The sequence below is a fragment of the Streptomyces albus subsp. albus genome, assembly GCF_000725885.1.
GTDB lineage: Bacteria > Actinomycetota > Actinomycetes > Streptomycetales > Streptomycetaceae > Streptomyces > Streptomyces albus.
In genome coordinates this window covers 59,316-80,472 of record NZ_JODR01000020.1, presented here as the reverse complement: position 1 = coordinate 80,472, position 21,157 = coordinate 59,316, and the positions used below count along the sequence as shown (strand labels likewise).

At 73.1% G+C, this 21,157-nt stretch carries 20 protein-coding genes and 2 pseudogenes; 4 read left to right on the top strand and 18 right to left on the bottom strand.

Going from position 1 to position 21,157, the window contains the following annotated elements:
• Positions 1-177 precede the first annotated feature (177 nt).
• The 4 genes from IO40_RS0123320 to IO40_RS0123305 form a co-directional block, all read right to left on the bottom strand.
• Positions 178-627 (bottom strand): DUF6314 family protein, encoded by a 450-nt coding sequence (locus IO40_RS0123320; RefSeq protein ID WP_016473184.1) that lies wholly within the window; start codon positions 625-627, stop codon positions 178-180.
• A 175-nt stretch (positions 628-802) separates the two neighbouring features.
• Positions 803-1,753: an AraC family transcriptional regulator gene (locus IO40_RS0123315; protein WP_016473183.1), complete on the bottom strand. Its 951-nt coding sequence runs from the start codon at positions 1,751-1,753 to the stop codon at positions 803-805.
• A 23-nt stretch (positions 1,754-1,776) separates the two neighbouring features.
• Positions 1,777-2,685 (bottom strand): zinc-binding dehydrogenase, encoded by a 909-nt coding sequence (locus tag IO40_RS0123310; RefSeq protein ID WP_016473182.1) that lies wholly within the window; start codon positions 2,683-2,685, stop codon positions 1,777-1,779.
• A 230-nt stretch (positions 2,686-2,915) separates the two neighbouring features.
• On the bottom strand, positions 2,916-3,512 hold the full coding sequence (locus tag IO40_RS0123305; protein WP_016473181.1) for a TetR/AcrR family transcriptional regulator: 597 nt from the start codon (positions 3,510-3,512) through the stop codon (positions 2,916-2,918).
• Between the two features lie 110 nt (positions 3,513-3,622).
• On the opposite strand from IO40_RS0123305, the gene IO40_RS0123300 reads away from it, so the two are divergent.
• Entirely contained in the window at positions 3,623-4,330 is a 708-nt protein-coding gene (locus tag IO40_RS0123300; RefSeq protein ID WP_016473180.1) for a hypothetical protein, read from the top strand.
• Between the two features lie 13 nt (positions 4,331-4,343).
• On the opposite strand, the gene IO40_RS39875 is transcribed toward IO40_RS0123300, so the two are convergent.
• Together IO40_RS39875 and IO40_RS36140 are read right to left on the bottom strand one after the other, a co-directional pair.
• Positions 4,344-5,594 (bottom strand): transcriptional regulator, encoded by a 1,251-nt coding sequence (locus tag IO40_RS39875; RefSeq protein ID WP_397611664.1) that lies wholly within the window; start codon positions 5,592-5,594, stop codon positions 4,344-4,346.
• A 378-nt stretch (positions 5,595-5,972) separates the two neighbouring features.
• A pseudogene (locus IO40_RS36140) lies at positions 5,973-6,260 on the bottom strand (helix-turn-helix domain-containing protein); the annotation flags it as partial.
• 199 nt (positions 6,261-6,459) lie between these two features.
• On the opposite strand from IO40_RS36140, the gene IO40_RS0123280 reads away from it, so the two are divergent.
• Positions 6,460-7,152: a DUF4232 domain-containing protein gene (locus IO40_RS0123280; protein ID WP_031176065.1), complete on the top strand. Its 693-nt coding sequence runs from the start codon at positions 6,460-6,462 to the stop codon at positions 7,150-7,152.
• A 112-nt stretch (positions 7,153-7,264) separates the two neighbouring features.
• Here IO40_RS0123280 and IO40_RS0123275 read toward each other — a convergent pair whose 3' ends face one another.
• Together IO40_RS0123275 and IO40_RS0123270 are read right to left on the bottom strand one after the other, a co-directional pair.
• On the bottom strand, positions 7,265-7,879 hold the full coding sequence (locus IO40_RS0123275) for a LysE family translocator (RefSeq protein ID WP_016473177.1): 615 nt from the start codon (positions 7,877-7,879) through the stop codon (positions 7,265-7,267).
• A 90-nt stretch (positions 7,880-7,969) separates the two neighbouring features.
• Positions 7,970-9,175 carry a diaminopropionate ammonia-lyase gene (locus IO40_RS0123270; RefSeq protein WP_030407047.1) on the bottom strand — a complete coding sequence of 402 codons (1,206 nt, stop codon included), beginning with the start codon at positions 9,173-9,175 and terminating at the stop codon, positions 7,970-7,972.
• A 55-nt stretch (positions 9,176-9,230) separates the two neighbouring features.
• On the opposite strand from IO40_RS0123270, the gene IO40_RS0123265 reads away from it, so the two are divergent.
• A complete protein-coding gene (locus IO40_RS0123265; protein ID WP_031176064.1) occupies positions 9,231-10,187 on the top strand; it encodes a LysR family transcriptional regulator in 957 nt (318 codons plus the stop codon).
• Positions 10,188-10,348: 161 nt separating this feature from the next.
• Here IO40_RS0123265 and IO40_RS0123260 read toward each other — a convergent pair whose 3' ends face one another.
• The 7 genes and pseudogenes from IO40_RS0123260 to IO40_RS37130 all read right to left on the bottom strand — a co-directional run.
• A complete protein-coding gene (locus IO40_RS0123260; protein ID WP_016473174.1) occupies positions 10,349-11,251 on the bottom strand; it encodes a hypothetical protein in 903 nt (300 codons plus the stop codon).
• A 208-nt stretch (positions 11,252-11,459) separates the two neighbouring features.
• Complete coding sequence (locus IO40_RS0123255) at positions 11,460-12,176, bottom strand: FadR/GntR family transcriptional regulator (protein ID WP_016473173.1); 717 nt, start codon at positions 12,174-12,176, stop codon at positions 11,460-11,462.
• A gap of 211 nt (positions 12,177-12,387) precedes the next feature.
• Positions 12,388-13,623, bottom strand: coding sequence for a CynX/NimT family MFS transporter (locus tag IO40_RS0123250; protein WP_234029945.1), 1,236 nt, complete (start codon positions 13,621-13,623; stop codon positions 12,388-12,390).
• A 225-nt stretch (positions 13,624-13,848) separates the two neighbouring features.
• Complete coding sequence (locus IO40_RS0123245; protein WP_031176063.1) at positions 13,849-15,228, bottom strand: pyridoxal phosphate-dependent decarboxylase family protein; 1,380 nt, start codon at positions 15,226-15,228, stop codon at positions 13,849-13,851.
• A 90-nt stretch (positions 15,229-15,318) separates the two neighbouring features.
• Positions 15,319-16,416, bottom strand: a complete 1,098-nt coding sequence (locus IO40_RS0123240; protein WP_033229551.1) for a type I phosphomannose isomerase catalytic subunit — start codon at positions 16,414-16,416, stop codon at positions 15,319-15,321.
• Positions 16,417-16,424: 8 nt separating this feature from the next.
• Complete coding sequence (locus IO40_RS0123235; protein ID WP_016473169.1) at positions 16,425-17,264, bottom strand: SDR family oxidoreductase; 840 nt, start codon at positions 17,262-17,264, stop codon at positions 16,425-16,427.
• A gap of 194 nt (positions 17,265-17,458) precedes the next feature.
• Positions 17,459-17,611: pseudogene (locus IO40_RS37130) on the bottom strand (SulP family inorganic anion transporter); the annotation flags it as partial.
• Positions 17,612-17,778: 167 nt separating this feature from the next.
• Here IO40_RS37130 and IO40_RS0123225 point away from each other — a divergent pair.
• On the top strand, positions 17,779-18,729 hold the full coding sequence (locus IO40_RS0123225; protein ID WP_016473168.1) for a phosphotransferase family protein: 951 nt from the start codon (positions 17,779-17,781) through the stop codon (positions 18,727-18,729).
• A gap of 70 nt (positions 18,730-18,799) precedes the next feature.
• Here the strand turns inward: IO40_RS0123225 and IO40_RS0123220 are convergent, their stop codons facing one another.
• From IO40_RS0123220 to IO40_RS0123210, 3 genes are all read right to left on the bottom strand, one after another.
• The gene (locus IO40_RS0123220; RefSeq protein WP_016473167.1) at positions 18,800-19,216 is read right to left on the bottom strand and encodes a nuclear transport factor 2 family protein; all 417 of its coding nucleotides are present in this window, start codon (positions 19,214-19,216) and stop codon (positions 18,800-18,802) included.
• A 139-nt stretch (positions 19,217-19,355) separates the two neighbouring features.
• The gene (locus IO40_RS0123215; protein WP_016473166.1) at positions 19,356-20,150 is read right to left on the bottom strand and encodes an SDR family NAD(P)-dependent oxidoreductase; all 795 of its coding nucleotides are present in this window, start codon (positions 20,148-20,150) and stop codon (positions 19,356-19,358) included.
• A 64-nt stretch (positions 20,151-20,214) separates the two neighbouring features.
• Positions 20,215-21,036: an aldo/keto reductase gene (locus tag IO40_RS0123210; RefSeq protein WP_016473165.1), complete on the bottom strand. Its 822-nt coding sequence runs from the start codon at positions 21,034-21,036 to the stop codon at positions 20,215-20,217.
• Positions 21,037-21,157 lie beyond the last annotated feature (121 nt).

Genomic DNA, 21,157 nt, shown 5'->3' with positions numbered 1-21,157 from the left:
TTGCGTCTGGTCAGGGGACGAAGGTCGTGGAGAGAAGGATGCGGTGGACGAGTTTCTGGTGAGGACGTGGACGTGGGTGGCTCGCGGGGTGGGGCTCGTCCTCGACCATCTGAGCCTGCGCCCCGGCGTCGGGGCGTCTTCCTCGGCCGTCCGGCGCGGTACGGGCCAAAAGCGCCGCTAGGGTGCGGTCCGGCGGTAGACCGAGCTGAGCAACTGGTCCTTGGCCGGGCCGTGCACCACCCAGCGCAGCCGCCACTCGTCGTCGGAGACCACCGTGAAGGTGCCCTCGTACAGGTCGGCGGCGCACGGGTGCCGGGCGATCCACCGGCCGCCGGTCAGGTCGAGGTGGTGGAAGGGCCGCCCGTCCAGGAAGGCGACCTCCGCGGTGCCGTCCGGGTTCGGTGTCAGCCGGAGCGTCCGCCCGGCCTGCCGCCGGGTCCCGCCCCACTCCAGGACGCCTTCCTCCACGTGCAGCCATTCCGTACCGGTGCCGTCCCTGCGGAACTCCGCGCGCCCGGTGAACCAGCCGCTGTGACCGGCTGCCCGGTCACGCAGCTCACGGCGTACGGTCCACTCACCGGCCAGGTAGGAGAGGGCATCGGCGACAGGGTGCGGCACTGGGTCCATGGCAGCAGTCTCGCAGCGTCGGCGCCGGCGGCGGCCGTCGGGGGCTGAGCGGCCACTGGGGCGCCCTTTCCGACTGGTGAGCGTGTGGTTCCCGGTATGCCTGTTGAGTACGTGGCCGCTGGGCAACAGGCCCGCTGCGGCCGGTCCGCCGCCGCGTCGGCCCGGACCGGCGTGCTCAAGCGTTGCCGCCGGTGGCCGTCTGCCCGCGGTCGCCCCGGAGCCGGGCACGGTACTCGCCCGGCGGCATGCCCCGGGCACGTCGGAAGGCGCGGCTGAAAGCGTGCGGTGAGGCGTAGCCGACCGCGTCGGCGATCGACTCGACCGGCTCGTCGGTGTCGCGGAGCCGGACGGACGCCAGGTCCAGGCGCCACTGCGTCACGTACGCACCCGGCGTCTGTCCGAGGGCGGATCTGAAGTGCCGGGACAGCGTCGCCCGGGAGACCGAGGTCGCCGCCGCCAGGGACTCGGTGGTCCAGGGGTGTTCCGGCCGGGCGTGGACACGTTCCAGGGCGTCGCGTACGACCGGGTCGCGCATCCCGCCCAGCCATGAGCCGGGCTGCCGCTCCGGGTGGCGGGCCAGCCAGACGCGTACGAACTGGATGAGCAGAAGGTCGACGATGCTGTTGACGGCGGCGGTGGTGCCGATCTGCGGCTGTGCAAGTTCGGCCGTCAGAAACTCGACGGTCTTTCTGAACTGTGCGTTCTCGCGGCTCGTGACGTGCATCGGCCGGGCGAGGGAGGTGAGCACCGGCGTACTCACCTCCGGGTCCTGCTCGTAGCGCAGGATGAGCACCTCCGTCCGCGCCGGGTCCGAGCCCAGGTGCAGGGCGCTGCCGTCGGTGAGCGCCCGTCCCGTCGCCTCCCGGTCACAGGGCCCCATCACCGTGTCGGGCCCGCCGGCCAGCCCGTGGGCGGTGCCCGGCGGCAGCAGGACGGCGTCCCCCTCCCCCACCTCCAGGGGTTTCCCGCCCGGGACGTGGAGCCACATCGTGCCGCGGGACACCACGTGCAGTGCCGCTCCCGGGGAGGAGTCCAGCCACAGGCCCCAGGTCCCGCCGGCCTCCAGCACGACCCCGAGTGCCCCTCGCGCGCCAGATACGCGCAGGGCCTCAGCGAGTACGTCCATCGTTCCCTTCTTGTCGCCAGGCGTCAGACCACGTCAAGAACGATCTTTCCGTGCACCTTCCGCGCGAACAGTGCCTGGACGGCATCGTCCACATCCAGCCAGCTGCCCCGCAGTCCGACCGGTACCGAGAGCCTTCCGGCGGCCACGAGGCCGAGCAGGTCCGTCAGGTCCTCGCTGGTCGGCGTCATGTCGCCGTAGGTGGTGATGCTGCGGGACTCACCGAAGCCGAACAAGGCCCCTGACGGGAACGTGGTGTCCTGCCCCGAGGAGTAGCCGACCAGGTGGATGGTGCCGCCTTCGGCGAGGCGGTGCCACGCCTGGGCCAGCAGCGGTCCGGCGACCGTGTCCAGGACGAAGTCGAAGCTGTACTCGGTCCCGGCCAGGTCGGTCAGGACCCTGTCGGCTCCGAGTTCGCGGAGTCCGGCGGCCCGGTCCGGTGAGCCCACGAGTGCCGTCACCCGGGCGCCCGCCAGCGCCGCCAGCTGGACGGCGAAATGGCCCACGCCCCCGCTGGCGCCGGTGATCAGGACGTCGCGCGCCAGCAGGGAACGCTTGCGCAGCACCCGCAGCGCGGTGACTCCGGCGATGCCCAGCGCGGCGCCGTCGGCGAGATCGACGCCCTCGGGGACGATGCCGAGCGAGGCGGGACTGACCGCCACCCGCTCCGCCCACGCGTGGGACGACATCCCCAGCGCGACGCGGGTGCCCTCGGGCGGCCCCGAGCCGTCGGCCGCGGCGCGCACCACGACGCCGGCCGCGTCGTGACCGTGCACGGCGCCGGACTGCCACAGGTGCAGATAGTTCAGCTCGCCGAAGTTGAGACCGATGTGGCGTATCTCGACCAACGCCTCGTCGCTGGACGGCTCGGGCTCGTCTACGTCGGCGAACCGGACGGGTCCGGCCTCGCCGTGCTCGACCACAAGGGCACGCATAGGGGTGTTTCCTTCTCTCGGGATGCGCCTGAACACTCGGCGCGGCAGCGGACGGAGTGCGTGAATGCCGCACTGCTTCGTCTCCTTGAAACCCTACGCAGGGCCCGCAGAGCGGCCAGTCCCGTGAGAGTCGATCAGTTGACGATCTGTGTCAGCGGGCCGGCCGGCCCACGCTTCGGTGCCCGGCTGCCCGGCTGCCCGGCAGCCCGGCAGCTCAGGTGAGCAGCGGCTCAGGTGACCAGCGGGAGGAAGACCGTGTCGACGATCTCCTCGATGTCCGAGGAGGGCATGGGTCGCAGGTTCATGAGGACGTCGTGCCGGAGCAGGTCGTAGGGCAGCCGCATGATGCGGGGGGTCAGCTTCGCCCCGTCGATCTCTCCGCGTTCGACGGCACGGTGCGTCACGGATTCGATCAGTGACCACCGCTGGTCGATCAGGGATGCCCGCAGTTCGGCGGGCGTCGTTCCCGTCTCCTCGAAGTAGGCGGCCAGTTGTGCGGTCATGGCCGCAGCGAACATCGCGAACCCGTCATTGAGCTGTTCGAGCAGTGCGACGGTGTCCTCGCGCAGCGACCCCGTGTCGGGGTCGGCGAACGGGAACCTGTCGCCGGCGCGGGCCAGGGCGTCGCGGACCAGCACGTCCTTGGCGGCCCAGTGGCGGTTGACGACCGGGCGGCTGGTGCCCGCACGGTGCGCGACCCCGGCGAAGGTGAGTGCGGCGTACCCGCGTTCCATGAGTTCGTCCCACGCCGCGTCGAGCAGCGCCGCTTTCAGTTCCGCGCCGTGCCGGCGACGCCTGGGACCGGAATCCGAGCTTGCAAGATGCATGGATGCATCTTACGCTCGCCGTCGAGGCCCCGACAAGCGGGCCGATGCATGAGCATGCCCGGCAATTCCGTCATGCCACGCACCTCTCCACCCTGGCGAAAGAGACACCCATGAGCACCAGCACCGATACACAGCCGCACCGCTCGGTGACCGTCGACGTCCACACGATGGGCGGCACGTTCGACGAAACCGCAGTGGACCGGTGGGAACTCGAAGCCGCGCGACGGGCGCTGAAGAACCTCAAGACCGTGGCCGGTGGCCAGGTGATGATGGACCTCCTCGCCGACCAGATAGCCGCCGGTGACCGCTTCCAGAAGGGACTCGTCGAGGCCTCCGCCGGCACCTACCGCGAGTCCCGCACCGAGTTCACCGTGCACGGACTCGGCGGCTCCGAGCTGGCCGGCTGGTTCGGGTCACAGGCCGGCACCGGCCGCTTCCAGGACAAGACACTGCTGCTCAACGCCCACCCCGAGCACTACGTCGAACCGCCGTCCTACACCGGGGGCATGGTCGAGACGATCGGCGGCCACCTCACCCGCTTCAAGGTCTCGGTGGCCCGCGAACTGCCCCCGGCGGTCGGCGCGTACCTGGACGCCGCCTACCCGGTGACGCTGATGAACGCCCTGCTCGCCCTGGACGACGGCACCCCCTTCGCGTACTGCCTGCACCAGGCACGGGACACCGCCACGGGCGCGGATGTGGTGGTACGCGTCATCTACCCGTCCGCCGCACCGGACTCGATGATCGAGGGCCACTGCCGGCACCTGGCCATCGAGTTCCGCAGCTGGATCCGCAACGCGGCAGCCGCCGCACGGTGACGGGCGGCCACGGCTACTCCTCCCGTTCGATCCACTCGCTGCCGCCCAGCGGGTAGTCGTAGCCGGGGCGGCCGGCATCGGCGCTCGTGCGGAAGGGGCTGCCGTTGTTGTCGATGTGCACCGTGCCGCGACGGTCGCCGCTCGACCAGTCCAGCGTGAGGTCCCAGCGGACATCGTGCGCCTTGGTGCGGGCGGTGACGTAGAAGACCTCCGGGTCGGACTCGCTGACCTTGTACGGGAAGTCCCGCTGGCCGTTCCTGACGGTGACGGTGGGGCTGCCGTTGTCGAGGTCGACACCGAAGGACTTGGTCTCGACGTTGCCGCCGCAGCCGACGCCCATCGAGTAGTCGTTCCAGGCGAGCGGGGCGCCCTTGCTGACGACCCGCACATGCAGGGCCTCCAGCACGACGGTCTCCTTGCCGGTGCCCTGCACGGTGAGGGCCACGCGCTGCTCCCCCGAGGAGACCGCACGGTAGGCGGCGGCCCAGCGGGGCGCGTCCTGCTCACCGGCGGGCGGGCCGACCTGTTCCGGCTCACCGTCCACGAGGAAGTGCTGACTGCACGGGCTCTCGTAGACGTAGGGGCGGACGGCGACGTTGACGGGCGCACCACCGCCGCGCCGGGCGGCGCTCCTGCCGTCCTCGGCACCGGACTTCGGCGTCGGCGCGGCGGAGCCACCGCCGCTCGCACTCCTGGACCGGGACGGGGACGGGAAGGGCACGGGTGGCCGTGCCTCGTGCGCCCGCCCCGGACCACTCCTTGCTCCGGTGGCCGGAGCGGTGACCTCGGCCGCCTGCTTGCCGGTGACGTCCCCGCGGGTGGCCGGCAGCTGCACGGTGAGGGCGACGGCTCCCAGAACGGCGGCGGCGACGGAGGCGACGAGCAGGGTCCGGCGCCGCCGGGAGCGTACGGGAGCGCGGGCCACGGTGCGGTGGACCACTGGTTCCTGTGACCGGTCGGGGCCGTCGGGCCGGGCGGGGCCGTCGGGACCGGCACACTCGTCGGGTTCGCCTCGTCCATCGAGTAGTCCCGTGCCGCCGCGCCCGTCGGATCCGGTGAGTGCTCTTCGGCCGTCGGGGCGGGCGGGATGGCCGCGCTCGTCGGAGCGGGCCGGGCGGCCCTGCTCGTCGTTCCGTCCGGGTGCGCCATGCCCGTCCCGTCCGTCGGGACGGGCGTGTTCACCGGATGCCTCGGGGGCGCCGCGCCCGCCGGATCCGTCGTCCCCGGGCGCCGCCTCCGCGCCGTCCGCTGCCCCGGACGGGATGTCTCCTGGGACAGCCGGTTCTCCTGCCGTCCCGTGCGGACCGTCGTCCGGGACAGCCTGCTTCCCCACCGTCTTGGCCAGGCCGTCTGCCGGAACGGCCTGGCTTCCACTCGTCCCGTTCGGGCCGTCACCCGGAACGGGCGGTCCTCCCGCCGCCGGGTGCGCGCCGTTCCCCGGAACGTCGCGGGTCTCCCCGGCCCCGGACAGCAAGCCACCCGCGACAGCCGGGCCCTCCCCCGACCCGGGCAGCCCGTCTCCGGGGGCCTCCGGGCGGGCGGGGCCGCCCCCGGCGCCGGTCGTCGGCTCCACGGGCGCCGGGGGCGCCTTCGGCTGTCCGGTGCCGTCACCACTCGTCCCGCCGCGCGTTCCCGGCGCCGCCCTGCGTCCGCGCGCCGCGTCCGCCAGGATCCACCGCCGGTGCAGCTCCACCAGTTCGTCCGGGGTGGCCCGGCACACCCTGGCGAGCCGTTCGACGGGTGCGTAGTCGGCCGGGACCGCGCTGCCGTTGCAGTAGCGGTGCAGCGTCGACGTGCTCGTGTGCAGCCGTTTGGCGAGCGCGCCGTAGCTGAGCCCCGAGCGTTCCTTCAGCCGCCGCAGCAGCTCGGCGAACGCCTCCGCCTCCTCGGCAAAGCCCCTCGCTCCGGTGGCCCCTGTCGCCCCTGACACCGTTCCCTCCCCTTCCCCCGGTGGCCTGTCGCGTCCCGTTCCCGCGTTCCAGGACCTCTGCATTGTCCCTGGTCGGAGCCTGTTTCTGCGTTCCGGCGTCCCGAACTGGCCGGATTGTGTGGCACCTGGGACGGACCGCCCCGCAAGCTTCGGTCATCCAAGCACCACACCGACCGCACCACCGAAGGGGCTCACCCACGTGTCCAGCATCCGCAATTCCCGCGCACGTCTCCTGCCCGCCGCCGCGGCCGTCGCGTTCGCCGCGTTCTCCCTGACCGCGTGCGGCGGCGGATCGGCGGACGACGACGCGCGCTCCTCGGGCGCCTCCTCGCCCTCCGCCTCCTCCCGCGCCGTCTCGTCCTCCCACCACGACGCCGAACAGGTCGCGTCCGGTTCGAAGGCGGCTGCGGGTGATGCGGCGACGGTCACCGCCGGGAAGCGCAACGCCCGTACGAGCGCCGGCAAGGCCGTCACCTGTCAGGGCTCCAACACCCGGACGGAGGCGCAGCTTCTGAACCGCCCGGCGAACCACATGCTGCTCACTGTCACCAACACCAGCAACAGCACCTGCTACCTCTACGCCTACCCGGCCGTCCGCTTCGGCGAGGCGCAGTCGGTGCCGCCGGCCATCGAGGCTTCGAAGCCGCAGGCCGTCGTCACGCTGGCTCCGGGCGAGAGCGGGTACGCCTCCGTGAACCTGTCCTCCGCCGACGGCAGCGGCGGCGACGGCCACGTGGAGAAGTCCCTCACCGTCTACTTCCAGGGCCGCACCCCCGACGAGGACGTCCCGGCCGGCGCCCACCCGTCGCTGCCCGCGGAGGGCGTCTACATCGACGACAGCCTCAAGGTCACCTACTGGCAGCAGTCGCTGGAGGACGCCATCAAGTGGTGACGCCCCCGTCGGCGGGAGCCGTGCCCTCGGCTCCCGCCGGCGGAGCGGACCACCCCGCCCCGCGGCCGGACGAGCACCTGCGTCCGGCCGCGGCGCCCTTCCCGGCGAGGGCTCACACCGACACGGCCACCAGGCCGAAGCCGATCAGCACCGCACCCGTGGTCCGCCCGAGGAAGCGGCGGCTCCGCGGACTGCGGAGCAGGTGTCCCGACCGGGTGAGCAGCAGCACGCAGCCGCCCAGCCAGGCGAGGGTGAGGGCGGCGTGGAGGAGGACGAGGAGCACCATGGCCCAGGCGGCGGGCAGTTGGGGCGGGGCCAGCGTGGGCAGCAGTCCGGTGTAGCAGACGGCGATCTTCGGGTTGAGGACGTTGCTGATCAGCCCCGTCCGCCAGGGGCCGCCTCCGGTCGCGCCGGCCGTGTCCGCAGCGGTGTCGGGCGCGGAGTGCCGGTGCTGCCACAGCGTCCGGGCACCCAGGAACACCAGGTAGCAGGCGCCCAGCAGCTTGATGACGAGGTAGGCGGTGGGAGAGGCGGTCAGCACCGCTGCGAGGCCCGCCGCGGCGAGGGCTCCCCACACCAGCAGTCCGAGCGCGACACCGCCGCTGGTCCGCAGTGCGTCGCCGGGGCCGGCCGCGAGGGCGCGTCGGGTCACCACCGCCATGTCGGGGCCCGGTGTGACGGTCAGCAGGCCGAGCACGCCGGCCGCGGCTGCGAAGTGGGTCAGCATGGTGACGGCTTTCTCCCCGCCGGGGGCCGGGCCGGCCTCCCCGGCGGGGCTGGAGTCGGGGGGAGGGTGCGGGAGTTGCGTGCCGTGTGGTCAGGGAGCGGTGGCCAAGTGGGGGTTGGCCGACGTGCCCTCGGTGTTCAGCAGGACGACGACCGAGGTGGCGTCGAGTCCCAGTGACGTTCGCCGGTCTCCGGCGTCCCGGCCGGTGAGCGCTGTCCGCAGACCGGCGAGCGTGGCCGCTCCGCAGGGCCCCGAGGAGACGCCGAGTGCGGCCAGGCGGGCAGCCGCGCGGTCCGCGGCGGCATCGGTGACGGCGACGGCGGCGTCCAGCCCGTCGCGCAGGCGGGGCCAGGCTGTGCTGGACGGGGTGCCGCAGTTCAGGCCCGCCATGGTGGTGTGCGAGGTGGTGACGCTGACGGGTGCGCCGCGGGTGAGGCTCTCCAGGACGCAGGCGGCGGTCTCGGGCTCCACCGACAGCAACGCGGGGGCGTGGCCGGACGGCCGGCTGCGGTAGTGGGTGATGACGGCCTGGGCCAGTGACCCGACCCCCACCGGGACGCAGACGAGGCCGGGCCCTTCGGCCACGCCACGGGACGCGAGTTGTTCGTCGATCTCGGCGCAGAGGGTGGAGTACCCCTCGACGATCCATCCCGGTATCCGCTCGTAACCGGCCCAGGCGGTGTCCTGTATCAGGACCGCGTCCGGGGCGGCTGCCTTCTCGGCCGCCCGGCGCACGGCGTCGTCGTAGCTTCCCGGCACCTCGGTGACCTCTGCCCCTTCGGCCGTGATGGCCGCGACGGCCCGCGGATGCACACCGTGCGGGACGAACACCCGGGCGCGCTGCCCCAGCCGGTGTGCCATACGGGCCACAGCGCGGCCGTGGTTGCCGTCCGTGGCCGTCACCAGAGTGACGGGACCCGGGTCGGCACCGCTCGCGGCCCGCTCGGCGAGCGCGCGATGGACCGCCCACGAGGCGCCCAGCGCCTTGAAGGCGGGCAGGCCCAGGCGGCACGACTCGTCCTTCACGAAGACCCGGCCGACCCCCAGTTCACCGGCCAGGGAGGGCAGTTCCGTCAGCGGTGTGGGGGCGTAGTCGGCAAGCGTGGCGTGGAAGTTCCGCACCTCCGCGGGCGGAGGTGCGCACCGCCACAGCCGGGCGGCAGGCCGCGCGAACCAGCGGGGCGTACGGGGCGAGGTTCGGCCTTCGGTTTCGTCTTCCGTTTCGTCTTCGGACACGCGTACAGGCTCCGGCAACCGCTTCGATCGGTCCAGCGGATGTTTCCAACTTATACTCATCGGATCATCCGAACCTTTTGAGGTTCAAGGGCAGTGCGGGAGGGAGCGGCCCACGATGTTCGATCTGCACCGGCTGCGTCTGCTGCGCGAACTGAAGCACCGCGGCACCCTCGCCGCCGTCGCCTCGGCCCTCTCCTACGCGCCCTCGTCCGTCTCCCAGCAGCTCTCGCAACTGGAGACCGAGGTCGGTGTCCCGTTGCTGGAACCGGTCGGGCGCCGGGTGCGACTGACCGAGCAGGCCAAGATCCTCGTCGCCCACACGGAGGCGGTCCTGGAGCGTCTGGAGCGCGCGGAGGCGGACATCGCCGGCTCCCTCGCCGAACTGACCGGCACCCTGCGCATCGCCTCGTTCCAGACGGCGGCCCTCTCCCTGGTCCCGGCCGCGCTGCGTCTGCTGCGTGACGCGCACCCGCGACTGCGCGTCCACGTCACGCAGCGGGAACCGGAGGAGGCCCTGCCCGCCTTGCAGGCACGCGACTTCGACCTCGTGCTGGCCGAGGAGTACCCGGGCAATCCGGCCCCGCGGCCCGTCGGGCTGGAACAGGAGCACCTGCTGGACGACGTACTCCACCTCGCCACCCCGCGAACAGCCGGGCCAACCGCCGCGAAGAGCCCGATGGCGGCGCTCCGTTCGCTGGCTGACCGGCCCTGGGTGATGGAACCGCACGGTACGACCGCGCGGCACTGGGCCCTGACCCTGTGCCGCTCGGCCGGCTTCGAACCCGACGTACGGTTCGAGACGACCGACCTGCTGCTGCACCTGCGCCTCGTCGAGCAGGAACACGCCGTCGCCTTCCTGCCCGGCCTCCTCGGGGACGGGCCGCCAACGACCGTGACCCTGCGGCCACTCCCCCAGGGCCAGGGCACGCGCCGCATCGTCACCGTCGCCCGCCGCGGCAGCAGCCGGCACCCCGCCGTCGTCGCCTGCCGTACGGCCCTCCGCCGCGCGGTCGCCCTCCGCGGCGAGCAGGCGGCGGAGACGGAGCAGCACGGCGGTACGGCGCCGCAGTGACGCGGTGGCGCAGTGACGCGGTGGCGCAGTGGCCGGTGCGTGCGGCACCGGCTTGCCTCAGGCGGTGCCTCGCGGGTTACCGGACGCGTCGTCCTCGTGGCTTGCCGCCCAGGACGCGAGGAGGTGCAGCCCCTTTCGGAGGGGTATCGGCGCTCTCCCGGTCAGTACCGGGTCCATGGCCGTTGGGGAAGCGGCCGGCCGGTGGTGGCGTCAAGCAGTACGCGGTCGAACACCGGCCGGCGCAGCGTCACCGTGCCCCGTTGCGACGCGAGTTGCTTGGTGCACAGGCCGGGCTTCCGCGGGCCTTTGACAAAGGCCGACAGCACCACACTGCCGCGGGTCTCCAGCACCTCCACCCCGGCACCGCGGTCGCAGACACCGTGGTGGGCGATCACTGTGATGACGCGTCCGTCCGCGGATGTGCTTACGGGTCCCTTGAGGGCGAGGGGCACGCCGGGAATCGGCTCGACCGGCGACCGGGGCGGTGCGGAGGGGACGACGGCGGCCCGCACGAGGGGCGCTTCGTAGCCTTCCAGGCTGAAGAGCCAGGCCGGGACGGTCGCCGCTCCCCGGCTCGTGACGACGCGCATCCGCCCTGGTTCCACCCGGGTCACCGCCAGGTGCGGCGCGCCCGGCTCCGCGGCCTCGGCCAGTGCCTCGTAGGACTCCTCCGCCCCGTCCGACGGCCGGTTGAGGGTTTTCCCCTTGTGCCACTCGACCCGGCCGTGCCGCGGTCCTCCGGTGGGTAATTCCGCCCGCAGGACGAAACTGCCCGTCCGGTAGGCCCGCTTGTCGGCCTCGCCGCGCAGGCCGCCCCTCGGCGGCCGGACCGTCTCGGCCAACGGGTGGTATCCGGCACGCCACTTGGCGGCTGCCGCCGACCCGTCCCATGCCGCCGCGACGTGCCGGGCACGCTGGGCCCGGGCCCGTGCGCTGTCGCCGTCGGCCTCCCGCGTGGAGTGGCCCGCCTCCTGCGGGTTGCCGCAGCCGGGGAGGGCGCCCAGGCCGACGGTCAGTACGACGGCGGCGAGCAGACCGGCGGAGCGGGAGGAGCGGATCCGCATACGAGGACCTTTCCGCGGGCCGGTGCGGCAGGCCGGTCCGTTCTCGCGGCACCGCCTGCTCCGGGCGTCCGCCGGTGATCGGGGAACAACCGTGCGCATCGAGGTGTGCTGACGATACCGTCACGCCCTCGTCCCGGCGGCCCGTGCGTCGGGACGCGTACAGGTTCGTGCGTACGGGTTTTGCGAGAGGCGCGGGCGGTCCCCGGGGTCAGGGGTGCGGTGGTGTGTCGGCGTCGGCGAGGCCGCGCAGTGCCTGGCTGGCCTCGGTGAGGTGGGCGACGGCGGCCTGTTCGGCCGCGTCGGGGTCGCGGGCGGCGATGGCGTCGACGATGGTGACGTGCGCGGCGTTCTGGAGCCGGACCGCGTCGGGGAGAGGGGCCCGCATCACGGAGCTCAGGGTGGAGCGCAGGGCGTCGGAGAAGTAGTCGTACAGCTCGGCGAGCACCGGGTTGTGGGCGGCGGCGGCCACCTTCTGGTGGAAGGTCACATCGGCCTCGATCAGGGCCTCGGTGTCCTGCGCCTGCCAGGCGCGGGTGCGTCCGCCCAGGGCGGCGCGCAGCGCGGCCAGATCGTCGTCGGTGCGGCGCAGTGCCGCGTAGCGGGCGGCGTCGCGTTCGAGGGAGGCGCGCACCTCGTAGGCGTCCAGGGCGGCGGAGCGGCGCAGACGGCGCTGCATGGCGGCGGCGAGTTCGCTGCGGGAGCGCACATACGTGCCGTCGCCCTGACGGGGTTCGAGCAGACCGGTGTGCACGAGGGCACGTACGGCTTCGCGGACGGTGTTGCGGCCGACGCCGAGCTGCTCGACCAGCACGGGTTCCGGCGGGATCTTGCTGCCGACAGCCCACTCGCCGCTCTCGATCAGCGCTTCGAGCTGGGAGATGACGGTCCCCACCAGGTTCGGGCGCGGGGCGCTGCTCAGGGGCATGGGGGACCTCCAAGTGGGTGGGCGGGGCCGGGCCGCGGCGGCGGGGGGTGTCCTGGCACCCGCGGCCGGACGGCGTTGCGCCGTACGGCAGCGGCGAGGGCCCGCGGGCCCCTGAGCAGGACACCAGCGAGGATAGACGCCGCCGCGCCGGGGGACGCGGCCCCCCGGCGCGGCCGACAGCGCGGATCGGCCCGTGCCCGTGGGCGGCGCCTTACCGGGTGCCGTCGGCGTCGGCCCCGATCGAGGCCCACTCCACCTCCGCGTCGGTGTGCCGGACGGGGCCCTGGGCCGCGGCCTGCCGTTCGTGGCGGCCCACGTAGCGGTCGCGGCCGGCCAGCACGCCGAACAGTGTCTGCGGCACCAGCAGTGCTGCCAGCACGGTCAGGGCCGTGGTCCAGTCGTGCGTGGCGTCGTGGACGGCGCCGAGCACCAGCGGGCCGAGTGCGGCGAGCAGGTATCCGACGCACTGCGCCATGCTCGACAGCTGCGCCGCGTGCCGGGCGTCGGGGGCCCGCAGCACGATCAACGCCAGGGACACGCTGATCGCCACGCCCTGCCCGAGGCCGAGGAGCACCATCCACACCCAGGCGCCTGTGACGGGCGCCGCCATCATTCCGGCCAGGCCCGCGCAGCACAGCACCGCGGCGACGACGGCGAGCCACCCCTGGGAGCGGGTACGGCCGGCGAGGACCGGCCCGGCCAGGGAGGAGACGATGCCCAGGATGCTGCTGAGGGAGAGCATCCAGCCCGCCTGCCCGGCGGACATCCCGTGGGCGGTGAAGATGGCCGGCAGCCAGGCGGTGGCGGTGTAGTAGTTCAGCGACTGGAAGCCCATGAAGAGGGCGACGTACCAGGCGAGCGGCTCCCGCCACAGGCCCCGCACGGCGCGGACGGGGTGGCTGGGGGCCATGTCCCTGTGCTCGGTGGACAGTTGCGGCGCCCAGCACAGGATGGCGATGACGGCCAGGACTCCCCACAGGGCGAGGGCCGGGCGCCAGCCGAGGGAAGCGGCGTGCTGTACCGGCACGGTCAGCCCGGCGGCCAGTGCGGCGCCGCCGAACAGTGCCATCGAGTACAGGCCCGTCATCAGTCCGGCCTTGTGGGGGAAGTCCCGTTTGATGATGCCGGGCAGCAGGACGTTGCCCATGGCGATGGCCACGCCGACCAGGAAGGTGCCGGCGAACAGGGCCGTGACGGAGCCCGCCAGCCGCAGGCCGACACCGGCGAGCAGCACCACGAGCACCACCAGCAGCGACGCTTCCATGCCGGCCTTGCGGGCCAGGCGGGGCGCGACCGGTGCGAACAGCCCGAAGCACAGCACGGGCAGGGTGGTCAGGAGCCCGGCAGCCGTGGACGTGAGGCCGGTCGCGGAGCGGACCTCGTCGAGCAGCGGCGACATGGCCACGATCGCGGGCCGCAGGTTCAGTGCGACGACGATCAATGCCACCGCCAGCCATATGGTCCGTCTCCGCCCGGGCTCCCCGGGTCCAGCGGCTCTCATTGCTCAGCTCCCTTCAGCAGTCCCATCAGCCTCATGCGCAGCAAACATCCTAACCTCCCATGTTTGATGACTCGTGGTGACGCCCGTCACGGACAGTGGGAGGCGCGAGGCCACCGCGGCTGCCGTCACTCGGCGCGGGCCAGGCGTTCCGCCAGACGTTCGGCTCCCCCGTCACCGCTCCATGGTGTCCAGGACCTCGATGAGCTCTTCGCGGGTGGCGGCCGGGTTGACGAGGGCGAACCGGGTGACCGGCTCGCCCTGGTGGGAGCTGGGGACGACGAGCGCCGTCTGCTCCCTGAGCAGCCGGTTCGACCATGCGGTGTAGTCGGCTTTGCGCCAGCCCTCGCGCCGGAAGACGACCACCGAGAGTTCGGGGTCCCGGACCAGGGAGAGGCGGGGCCTCGCCCTGATCTCCTCCGCGATCTCCTCCGCCAGGTGCAGGCACCGGGCGATCGCCGCGCGGTACGCACCCGCCCCGTGGGTGGCCAGCGAGAACCACAGCGGCAGTCCGCGGGTGCGGCGGCTGAGGTGGACGGCGTAGTCGGCGGGGTTCCAGCCGGGAGCGTCGTGGAGGGGGTCGAGGTACGCCGCGTCCTGGGCGTGCGCCGCCCGTGCCGCGCCCGGGTCGCGGTAGAGCAGAGCGCACGCGTCGAACGGCGCGAACAGCCATTTGTGCGGGTCGACGGTCAGCGAGTCGGCCAGCTCCACACCGCGGAACAGCTCCCGGCGCTCCGGCGTCAGCATGGCCGCGAGCCCGTAGGCGCCGTCCACGTGCAGCCAGAAGTCGTGGCGGGGGCGCAGCCGGGTGAGGGAGGCGATGTCGTCGACGATGCCGAAGTTGGTGGAACCCGCGGTGGCGACCACCGCGAACACCTCGTCCCCGTACCGCCCCAGGGCCCGCTCGACCGCCTGTCCGGTGAGTTTCCCGTCGGCGCCGGTGGGCGCGAGCGTGATGTCGATGTCCATCACCTTGGCGGCCGTCACCAGGGAGGAGTGGGCCTCGGCGCTGCACACCACGCGCCAGCGCGGCGGCCGGTGCCCGTTCCGCTTCCGCAGTGCGGCGTCGCGGGCGGCGACCAGCGCGGACAGGTTGCCGAGCGTGCCGCCTTGGACGAACGCGCCGCCGGCCTCGGCGGGGAGCCCGAACTCGCGGGCGAGGAAGGCCAGCACCTCGTTCTCCGCGAAGATGGCACCGGACGACTCCAGCCACGAGCCGCCGTAGGCGTTGGCCGCGGAGACGGCGAGGTCGAAGGCGGTGGCGGCCTTGGTGGGCGCCCCGGGGATGAAGGACAGATGCCGCGGATGGGCGAGGGTGACGCAGGCGGGCGCCAGGATCCGTTCGAAGACGGAGAGCGCCTCACGGGCCCCGATGCCGTCCTCGGTGAGTGTTCCGGCCGCGAGGCGGGAGAGTTCCCCCGGGGTGCGCGACCGGTTCAGCGGGGGGTGCTCCTCCAGGATCCGGCGCCGCGCATGGTCCAGTACGAGGTCGACGGCGCCCTCGGTCTCCGCGGTGCTGTGGTGCATGCGCGCTGACGCGTCCGGTGCGGCCATCACTCTCCTTTCGGACCGGGCCTGCACACCCGGTGCCTGCCATGCGGCCCCGGCTGCCTCCGGGCCCGCCGCCGGGGACCTCGCCCACGGTCACGGTCCCCGTCCGGCTCGTCCCGGTGCGCCGCCGGCGGCGGGCCCGAGGGCGTCGATGAGCCGGCGGGGATATCCGGCGTCGAGCAGCGGGCCCCGGACATCGCGGTCGAGGTCGGGGAGATAGCCGAAGAGGACGTCGGCCGGCCCGCCGATCTCCACGTCCCCGCAGGAGGCGGGCAGCACAAGAGTTTCCGCCCGCCCGAGTTCCTCGCTCCACCCGCCCGTGCGCACCCGCACGGGCGCACCGGCGTTGGAGAGGATCTGTGCGGTGGCGAAGGAGTGCCGCAGCGGCTCCTCCGCAGCGGCACGCCAGCGTTCGAGTGCGAAGTACGGGCCCGCGCACAGGAAGACGCGCTCCACTCCGTCGCCCACGGGGATGCGGAGCCCTGGCGTGAAGTCCGGTCTGCTGTCGAGGTCGGCCTGGCGCATGAGCATGTCGAGGTTGGCGGCGAACTCGGCGTCGCCGACGGGCGAGCCGTCCTCCATGTTCCAGCGCATCGCGTGCTGCTGGATGTCGGACGTCTGCTCGATCTCGTAGACGAGAGTGTCCGGGCCGAAGCTGTGCGGTGTGCCCCCGGGGACGTAGACGGTCTCCCCCGCACGCACCGGCAGCCGGCGCAGCACGGCGTCGAAGTCCTGCGCCTCCAGCGCGGCGCGCAGCCGGTCGCTCGTCACTCCCTTCTTGACGCCGCACAGTGCGGTCGCGCCTGGCGCCGCCTCGAGGATGTGCCAGGCCTCCGTCTTGCCGTTCGGCTGGCCCTCCAGTCGCTGGGCGGCCTCGTCGTCGGCGTGCAGGTGCACGGGCAGCGCGCCGGAGGCGTCGATGAACTTGGTCAGCACCGGGAAGCGGTCACCGGACCACCCGGCGCCCATCAGTTCCGCGGGGTACTCGGTGACGACCTGACGCAAGGACCGGCCGGCCAGCGGCCCGTTGACCACCGCACTTTGTGCGCCCGGCACATCGCTGCACTCCCAGGTCTCCGCGACGCTCCAGTCGGGGATGCCGCGCTTGCCGAGGCGGCGGGCGAGGGCGTGGCCGCCGAAGACCAGCGGCTTGGCCGTCACGCTCAGCCGCAGCGGATACAGGCCGCTCATCCGCTCGCTCACAGGATCGGCTGCCCGCCGGTGACCGCGATACGGGCCCCGGAGACGTAACCGGCCTCGTCGGAGGCGAGCAGTACGTAGACCGCCGCCAGCTCGGCCGGCTGCCCCGGCCGCCCGAGCGGTACCTGGGAGCCGAAGGACTCCACCTGTTCCTCGGGCATGGTCGCCGGGATGAGCGGCGTCCAGATGGGCCCGGGGGCGACGCTGTTGACCCGGATGCCCTTCGGGCCCAGCAGCTGCGACAGCGAGCCGGCCATGTTCGCGATACCGGCCTTGGTGACGTTGTACGGGAGCAGCTGCGGCGGCGGCATGTCGGAGTTGACCGACGTACTGGCGATGATCGCCGAGCCCAGCCGCATGTGCGGGACGGCGGCCTTGGCCAGGTGGAAGAAGGCGCTGAGGTTGATCGCCAGGGTGCGGTCCCACTCCTCGTCGGGGATGTCCTGGAGGGAGTCGCGCGTCATCTGGAACGCGGCGTTGCTGACCAGTACGTCGATCCGGCCGAACTCCGTCACGGCCCGCTCGACGACCGACCGGCAGTGCGCCGGGTCCGCCAGGTCCCCGGGTACCAGTACGCATACGCGGCCCGCGTCCCGCACCCAGCGCCCGGTCTCCTCCGCGTCCTCGTGCTCGTCGAGGTAGGAGATCACGAGGTCCGCGCCCTCGCGGGCGTAGGCGATCGCGACCGCGCGGCCGATGCCACTGTCCCCGCCCGTGATCACCGCCACCTTGCCGGTCAGCCGCCCGCAGCCGCGGTAGCTCTCCTCACCGTGGTCGGGCCTGGGGGTCATCTTCGGGGTGACGCCGGGCGGGGACTGCCGCTGACGAGGCTGGGGCATCGGGCCTCCCGGAGTTCGGCGAAGCGGGGGCGAGGGCTGCTCCCCGGCCCGTCGCTGTGCGCGGGGACGGTGTCGCAGGGCGGGTTCCCTCCGGCACGGCACGCGGTCCGGGCCGGGCCCTGCGCACCCCCATGCTCACGCGCCGGCCGGCGGCCCGCCACGCGGCGGCGCCGTGCGGCGGGGGCGCGGCCGGGTCAGTGGCCGGCGGTGAGGGTTCCGCCGAGCTTGCCGTGCAGGTCGGCGCTGGGATCGTTCAGGCCGGTGATCTCCACGGTCTTGCCGCGTTCGGCGTACTTCGTCCCGACCGCGTCGAGTGCGGCGACGGAGGACGCGTCCCAGATGTGGGCGCCGTGAGCACCGCGATACCGGCCGCGACGGTGACGACGGTCAGGTACTCGCGCACACCGGCCCGCCGGGGCCGCACAGGACTGACCTCGCACCTGTTTCCCGGACACACTCCGTACCCGGCGGAACGGAGATGCGCGGAGCCGGGACGGCGGGATGTACTGCGCCCATGACCACACATCCCCGACGGCACACAGAGGACTGGCTCGCGTACTTCGCCTCCTCCGGCCACCCCGCGCCCCGGCCCCTGGCAGCGGGCGCCGAGGGCACCGTCTACCGGCTCGGCGGAGGCACGATCGCCAAGGTGTGGGACGGACGGCCGCCGGCCGGTCTCGACCTGGTCAGCCGGGTCCAGGCGGACATCGCCCGCCATCCGCTGCCCTTCGCCACGCCGCGGATCCTCGGTTCCGAGGAGCGCGACGGCGTCCTCGTCACCTACGAGCGGGAGCTGCCCGGGGTGCCGCTGCGCGACGACTCCGCCAGGACGCCCCCGCCCCGCGATCTTCCCGCGCCGGAGACGGAGGCGCTGCTCACCGTGGTGCGCGGACTGGCCTCCGTGCCGGGCTCGCCCGCGATGCGGCAGCTGACAGTGCGGGGCGACGACCGCCCGCTGTGGGAGGGCCACACCCGCTTCCCCGACGCCCTCGCCGCCCTGGTCGAGCGGGCCGCCCGCCGCAACGGCGACGCACTCGCCGCGGCCGTGCCCGGTCTCGCCCCGGTGGTGGAGCGGACCGCCGCGGCGTTGCGGGCGCTGCCGGACACGCCCGTCACCGCGGTCCACGGCGATCTCGTCCCGCCCAACATCCACGTCGACAGTGCCGGACGCCCCGTGGCAGTGCTGGACTTCGGATTCTTCACCACAGCCGGCGACCCGGCGTTCGAGGCCGCTGTGACGGCGGCGGTCTGGGACATGTACGGACCCCACGCGGAGCACCACACGGCCGAGCTCACCGGCCTGTTCGCGGCGGTGCTGGGCCACGACGCCGAGGTCATGGCGCTGTACCGGACCGCCTATGCGCTGTGCACCTACGACCTGTTCGGCACGGACGGCACCGACGGCCACTTCCGCTGGTGCGCGGCGCTGCTGAACCGCGGTGCCGCCAGCGGCCGGGACGCCTGAACGCCCGCGCCGCGGGGGTCCGCGTACGGCGGCGCGAGGCCGACCACCGGGGCGAAGCCGGACGTCGCCGTCAGGAGACGCACGCCTCCGCGATCGAGAGGCTGTTCTCGTAGAGGTGGTGCCGGGTGATCCGGCCGTCCTCGACCGTGAGGCGCAGCGCGAAGGGCCCCTCGAAGGACTTGCCCGTCGCGCGGACGGTGCCCGAGACGTGCCCCGTCAGGACGGCATCGGTGCCGTCGACGAGGAAGGTGTCGACCGAAGCGCGGGCGTCCTCGGGCACGGTGTGCTCCATCAACTCGGTGAACTGCGCGGCGCATTCGGCGGCCGTGGAGCGGGGCCGGATCCAGGGAACGGCGGGGTTCTCGGCGAGCAGCCAGTCGACGCGGTCGGCGAAGAGCGCGGTCAGGCCCTCCGTGTCCCCGGCGAGGCGGAGTGCGAGGAACTTCTGGACGGTGGCGCGGGTGCTGTCCGCGGTGCTGGATGTCATGGCGCCCAGCCTGCCGGGGTGCGGGCCGCCCGTCGATTACGTCCGGGGTAAGGGCCGCGGCGGGAACGCCGGCTGAGGGATGCCGCCCCCGGCGCCTCACCGGGGGCGGCCCTCCTCGCTGCCACATCGGCGCAGGGCGTCAGGGCAGGATCGAGTCGACGTATCCGCCGTCCACCCGTACGGCGCCGCCCGTGGTGGCCGAGGCCAGTGGTGAGCTGAGGTAGACGGCCATGTTGGCGATCTCCTCGGGCTCGATCAGCCGCTGGAGCAGCGACTGCGGCCGGTGCTCGCGCATGAACTCCCGCTGGGCCTCCTCCCACGGCAGGGAAGGGTCGACCAGTTCGTAGACGAAGTCCTCCACACCGCCGGTGTGGGTGGGCCCGGCGATGAGGGAGTTGACGGTGACCCCGGTGCCCGCCGCGTCCTTGGCGAAGCCGCGGGTGACGGCGAGCAGCGCCGATTTGGACATGCCGTAGTGGATCATCTCGACCGGGATGACCACCGCCGAGTCGCTCGCCACGTTCAGCACCCGGCCCCAGGAGCGCTCCTTCATCCCCGGCAGATACCCGCGGATCATCCGTACGGCCGCCAGGACGTTGACGTCGAAGTAGCGGCGCCACTCCTCGTCGGTGATCTCCAGGGCGTCCTTGGAGCCGAAGATGCCGAGGTTGTTGACGAGGATGTCGGCGTCCGGCACGGCCTCGGCCACCTGCCGGGCACCGTCGTCGGTGGTGATGTCCCCCGGGGCGGCCACGAACGCGGTACCGTCCGTCTGCCCGCGGAGCCTGTCGACCGCGGCGTCCACGGACTCGCGGCTACGGCCGTTGACGGCGACGCGCGCGCCGGCCCTGGCGAGCCCCGCCGCGATGGCCGCACCGATGCCCTGCGTGGAGCCGGTGACCAGGGCCGTCCGGCCGGAGAGGTCGATCTGCACGGATTCCTCCTGGGGTGCGAGGGGGAGGACGAAGCGGCACCCGCCGCGCGGGTGCCGCTTGTCGTCAGTTGAAGGTGTCCGGGTCCGGGCCGGTGCGGGTGCCGTCGTCCAGGGCACCGATCTGAGCGATCTCGTCGTCGGACAGCTCGAAGTCGAACACGTCGAGGTTCTGCCGGATGCGCTCGGGCGTCACCGACTTGGGGATGACGATGTTCCCCAGGTGCAGGTGCCAGCGCAGGACGATCTGCGCCGGGGTCTTTCCGTGCCGCTCGGCGAGCGCGGTGATCGTCTCGTGGCCGAGCAGTGCGCCCTGGGCGAGCGGGCTCCACGCCTCGGTGGCGATGCCGTGCCGGGCGTGGAAGGCACGCAGCTCGGCCTGCTGGAGGCGGGGGTGCAGCTCGATCTGGTTGACGGCGGGCACGATCCCGGTCTCGTCCAGCAGCCGCTGAAGGTGGGCGGGCTGGAAGTTGGAGACGCCGATGGCCCGCGCCCTGCCCTCCGCGTGGATCCGCTCCAGGGCGCGCCAGGTGTCGAGGTAGCGGTCCCGCTCGGGGGCGGGCCAGTGGATGAGGTACAGGTCGACGTGGTCGAGGCCGAGCTTCTCCAGCGACGCGTCGAAGGCGGCGAGCGCCGAGTCGTGGCCCTGGTCGTCGTTCCACAGCTTGGTGGTGACGAACAGCTCGTCGCGGGGGATGCCGGAGGCGGCCAGGGCGCGGCCCACTCCCGTCTCGTTGTTGTAGGCGGCTGCGGTGTCGATGCTGCGGTATCCGGCCTCCAGCGCGGTGGTCACGGCGGCGGTGGTCTCCTCGTCGGGGACCTGGAAGACGCCGAAACCGAGCTGCGGCATGGTGACGCCGTTGTTGAGGGTGACTGTGGGGGTGGTCATGGTGCTGATCCTTTCGCGGCCACGGGTCCGCGCGACCGCGTCGTGCAACGGCAGAAGAGTGATGAGGGCGCGCTGCGGCAAATGACCCGCCGCCTCCGGGGTACCGGTGGGCTCCTCGGGA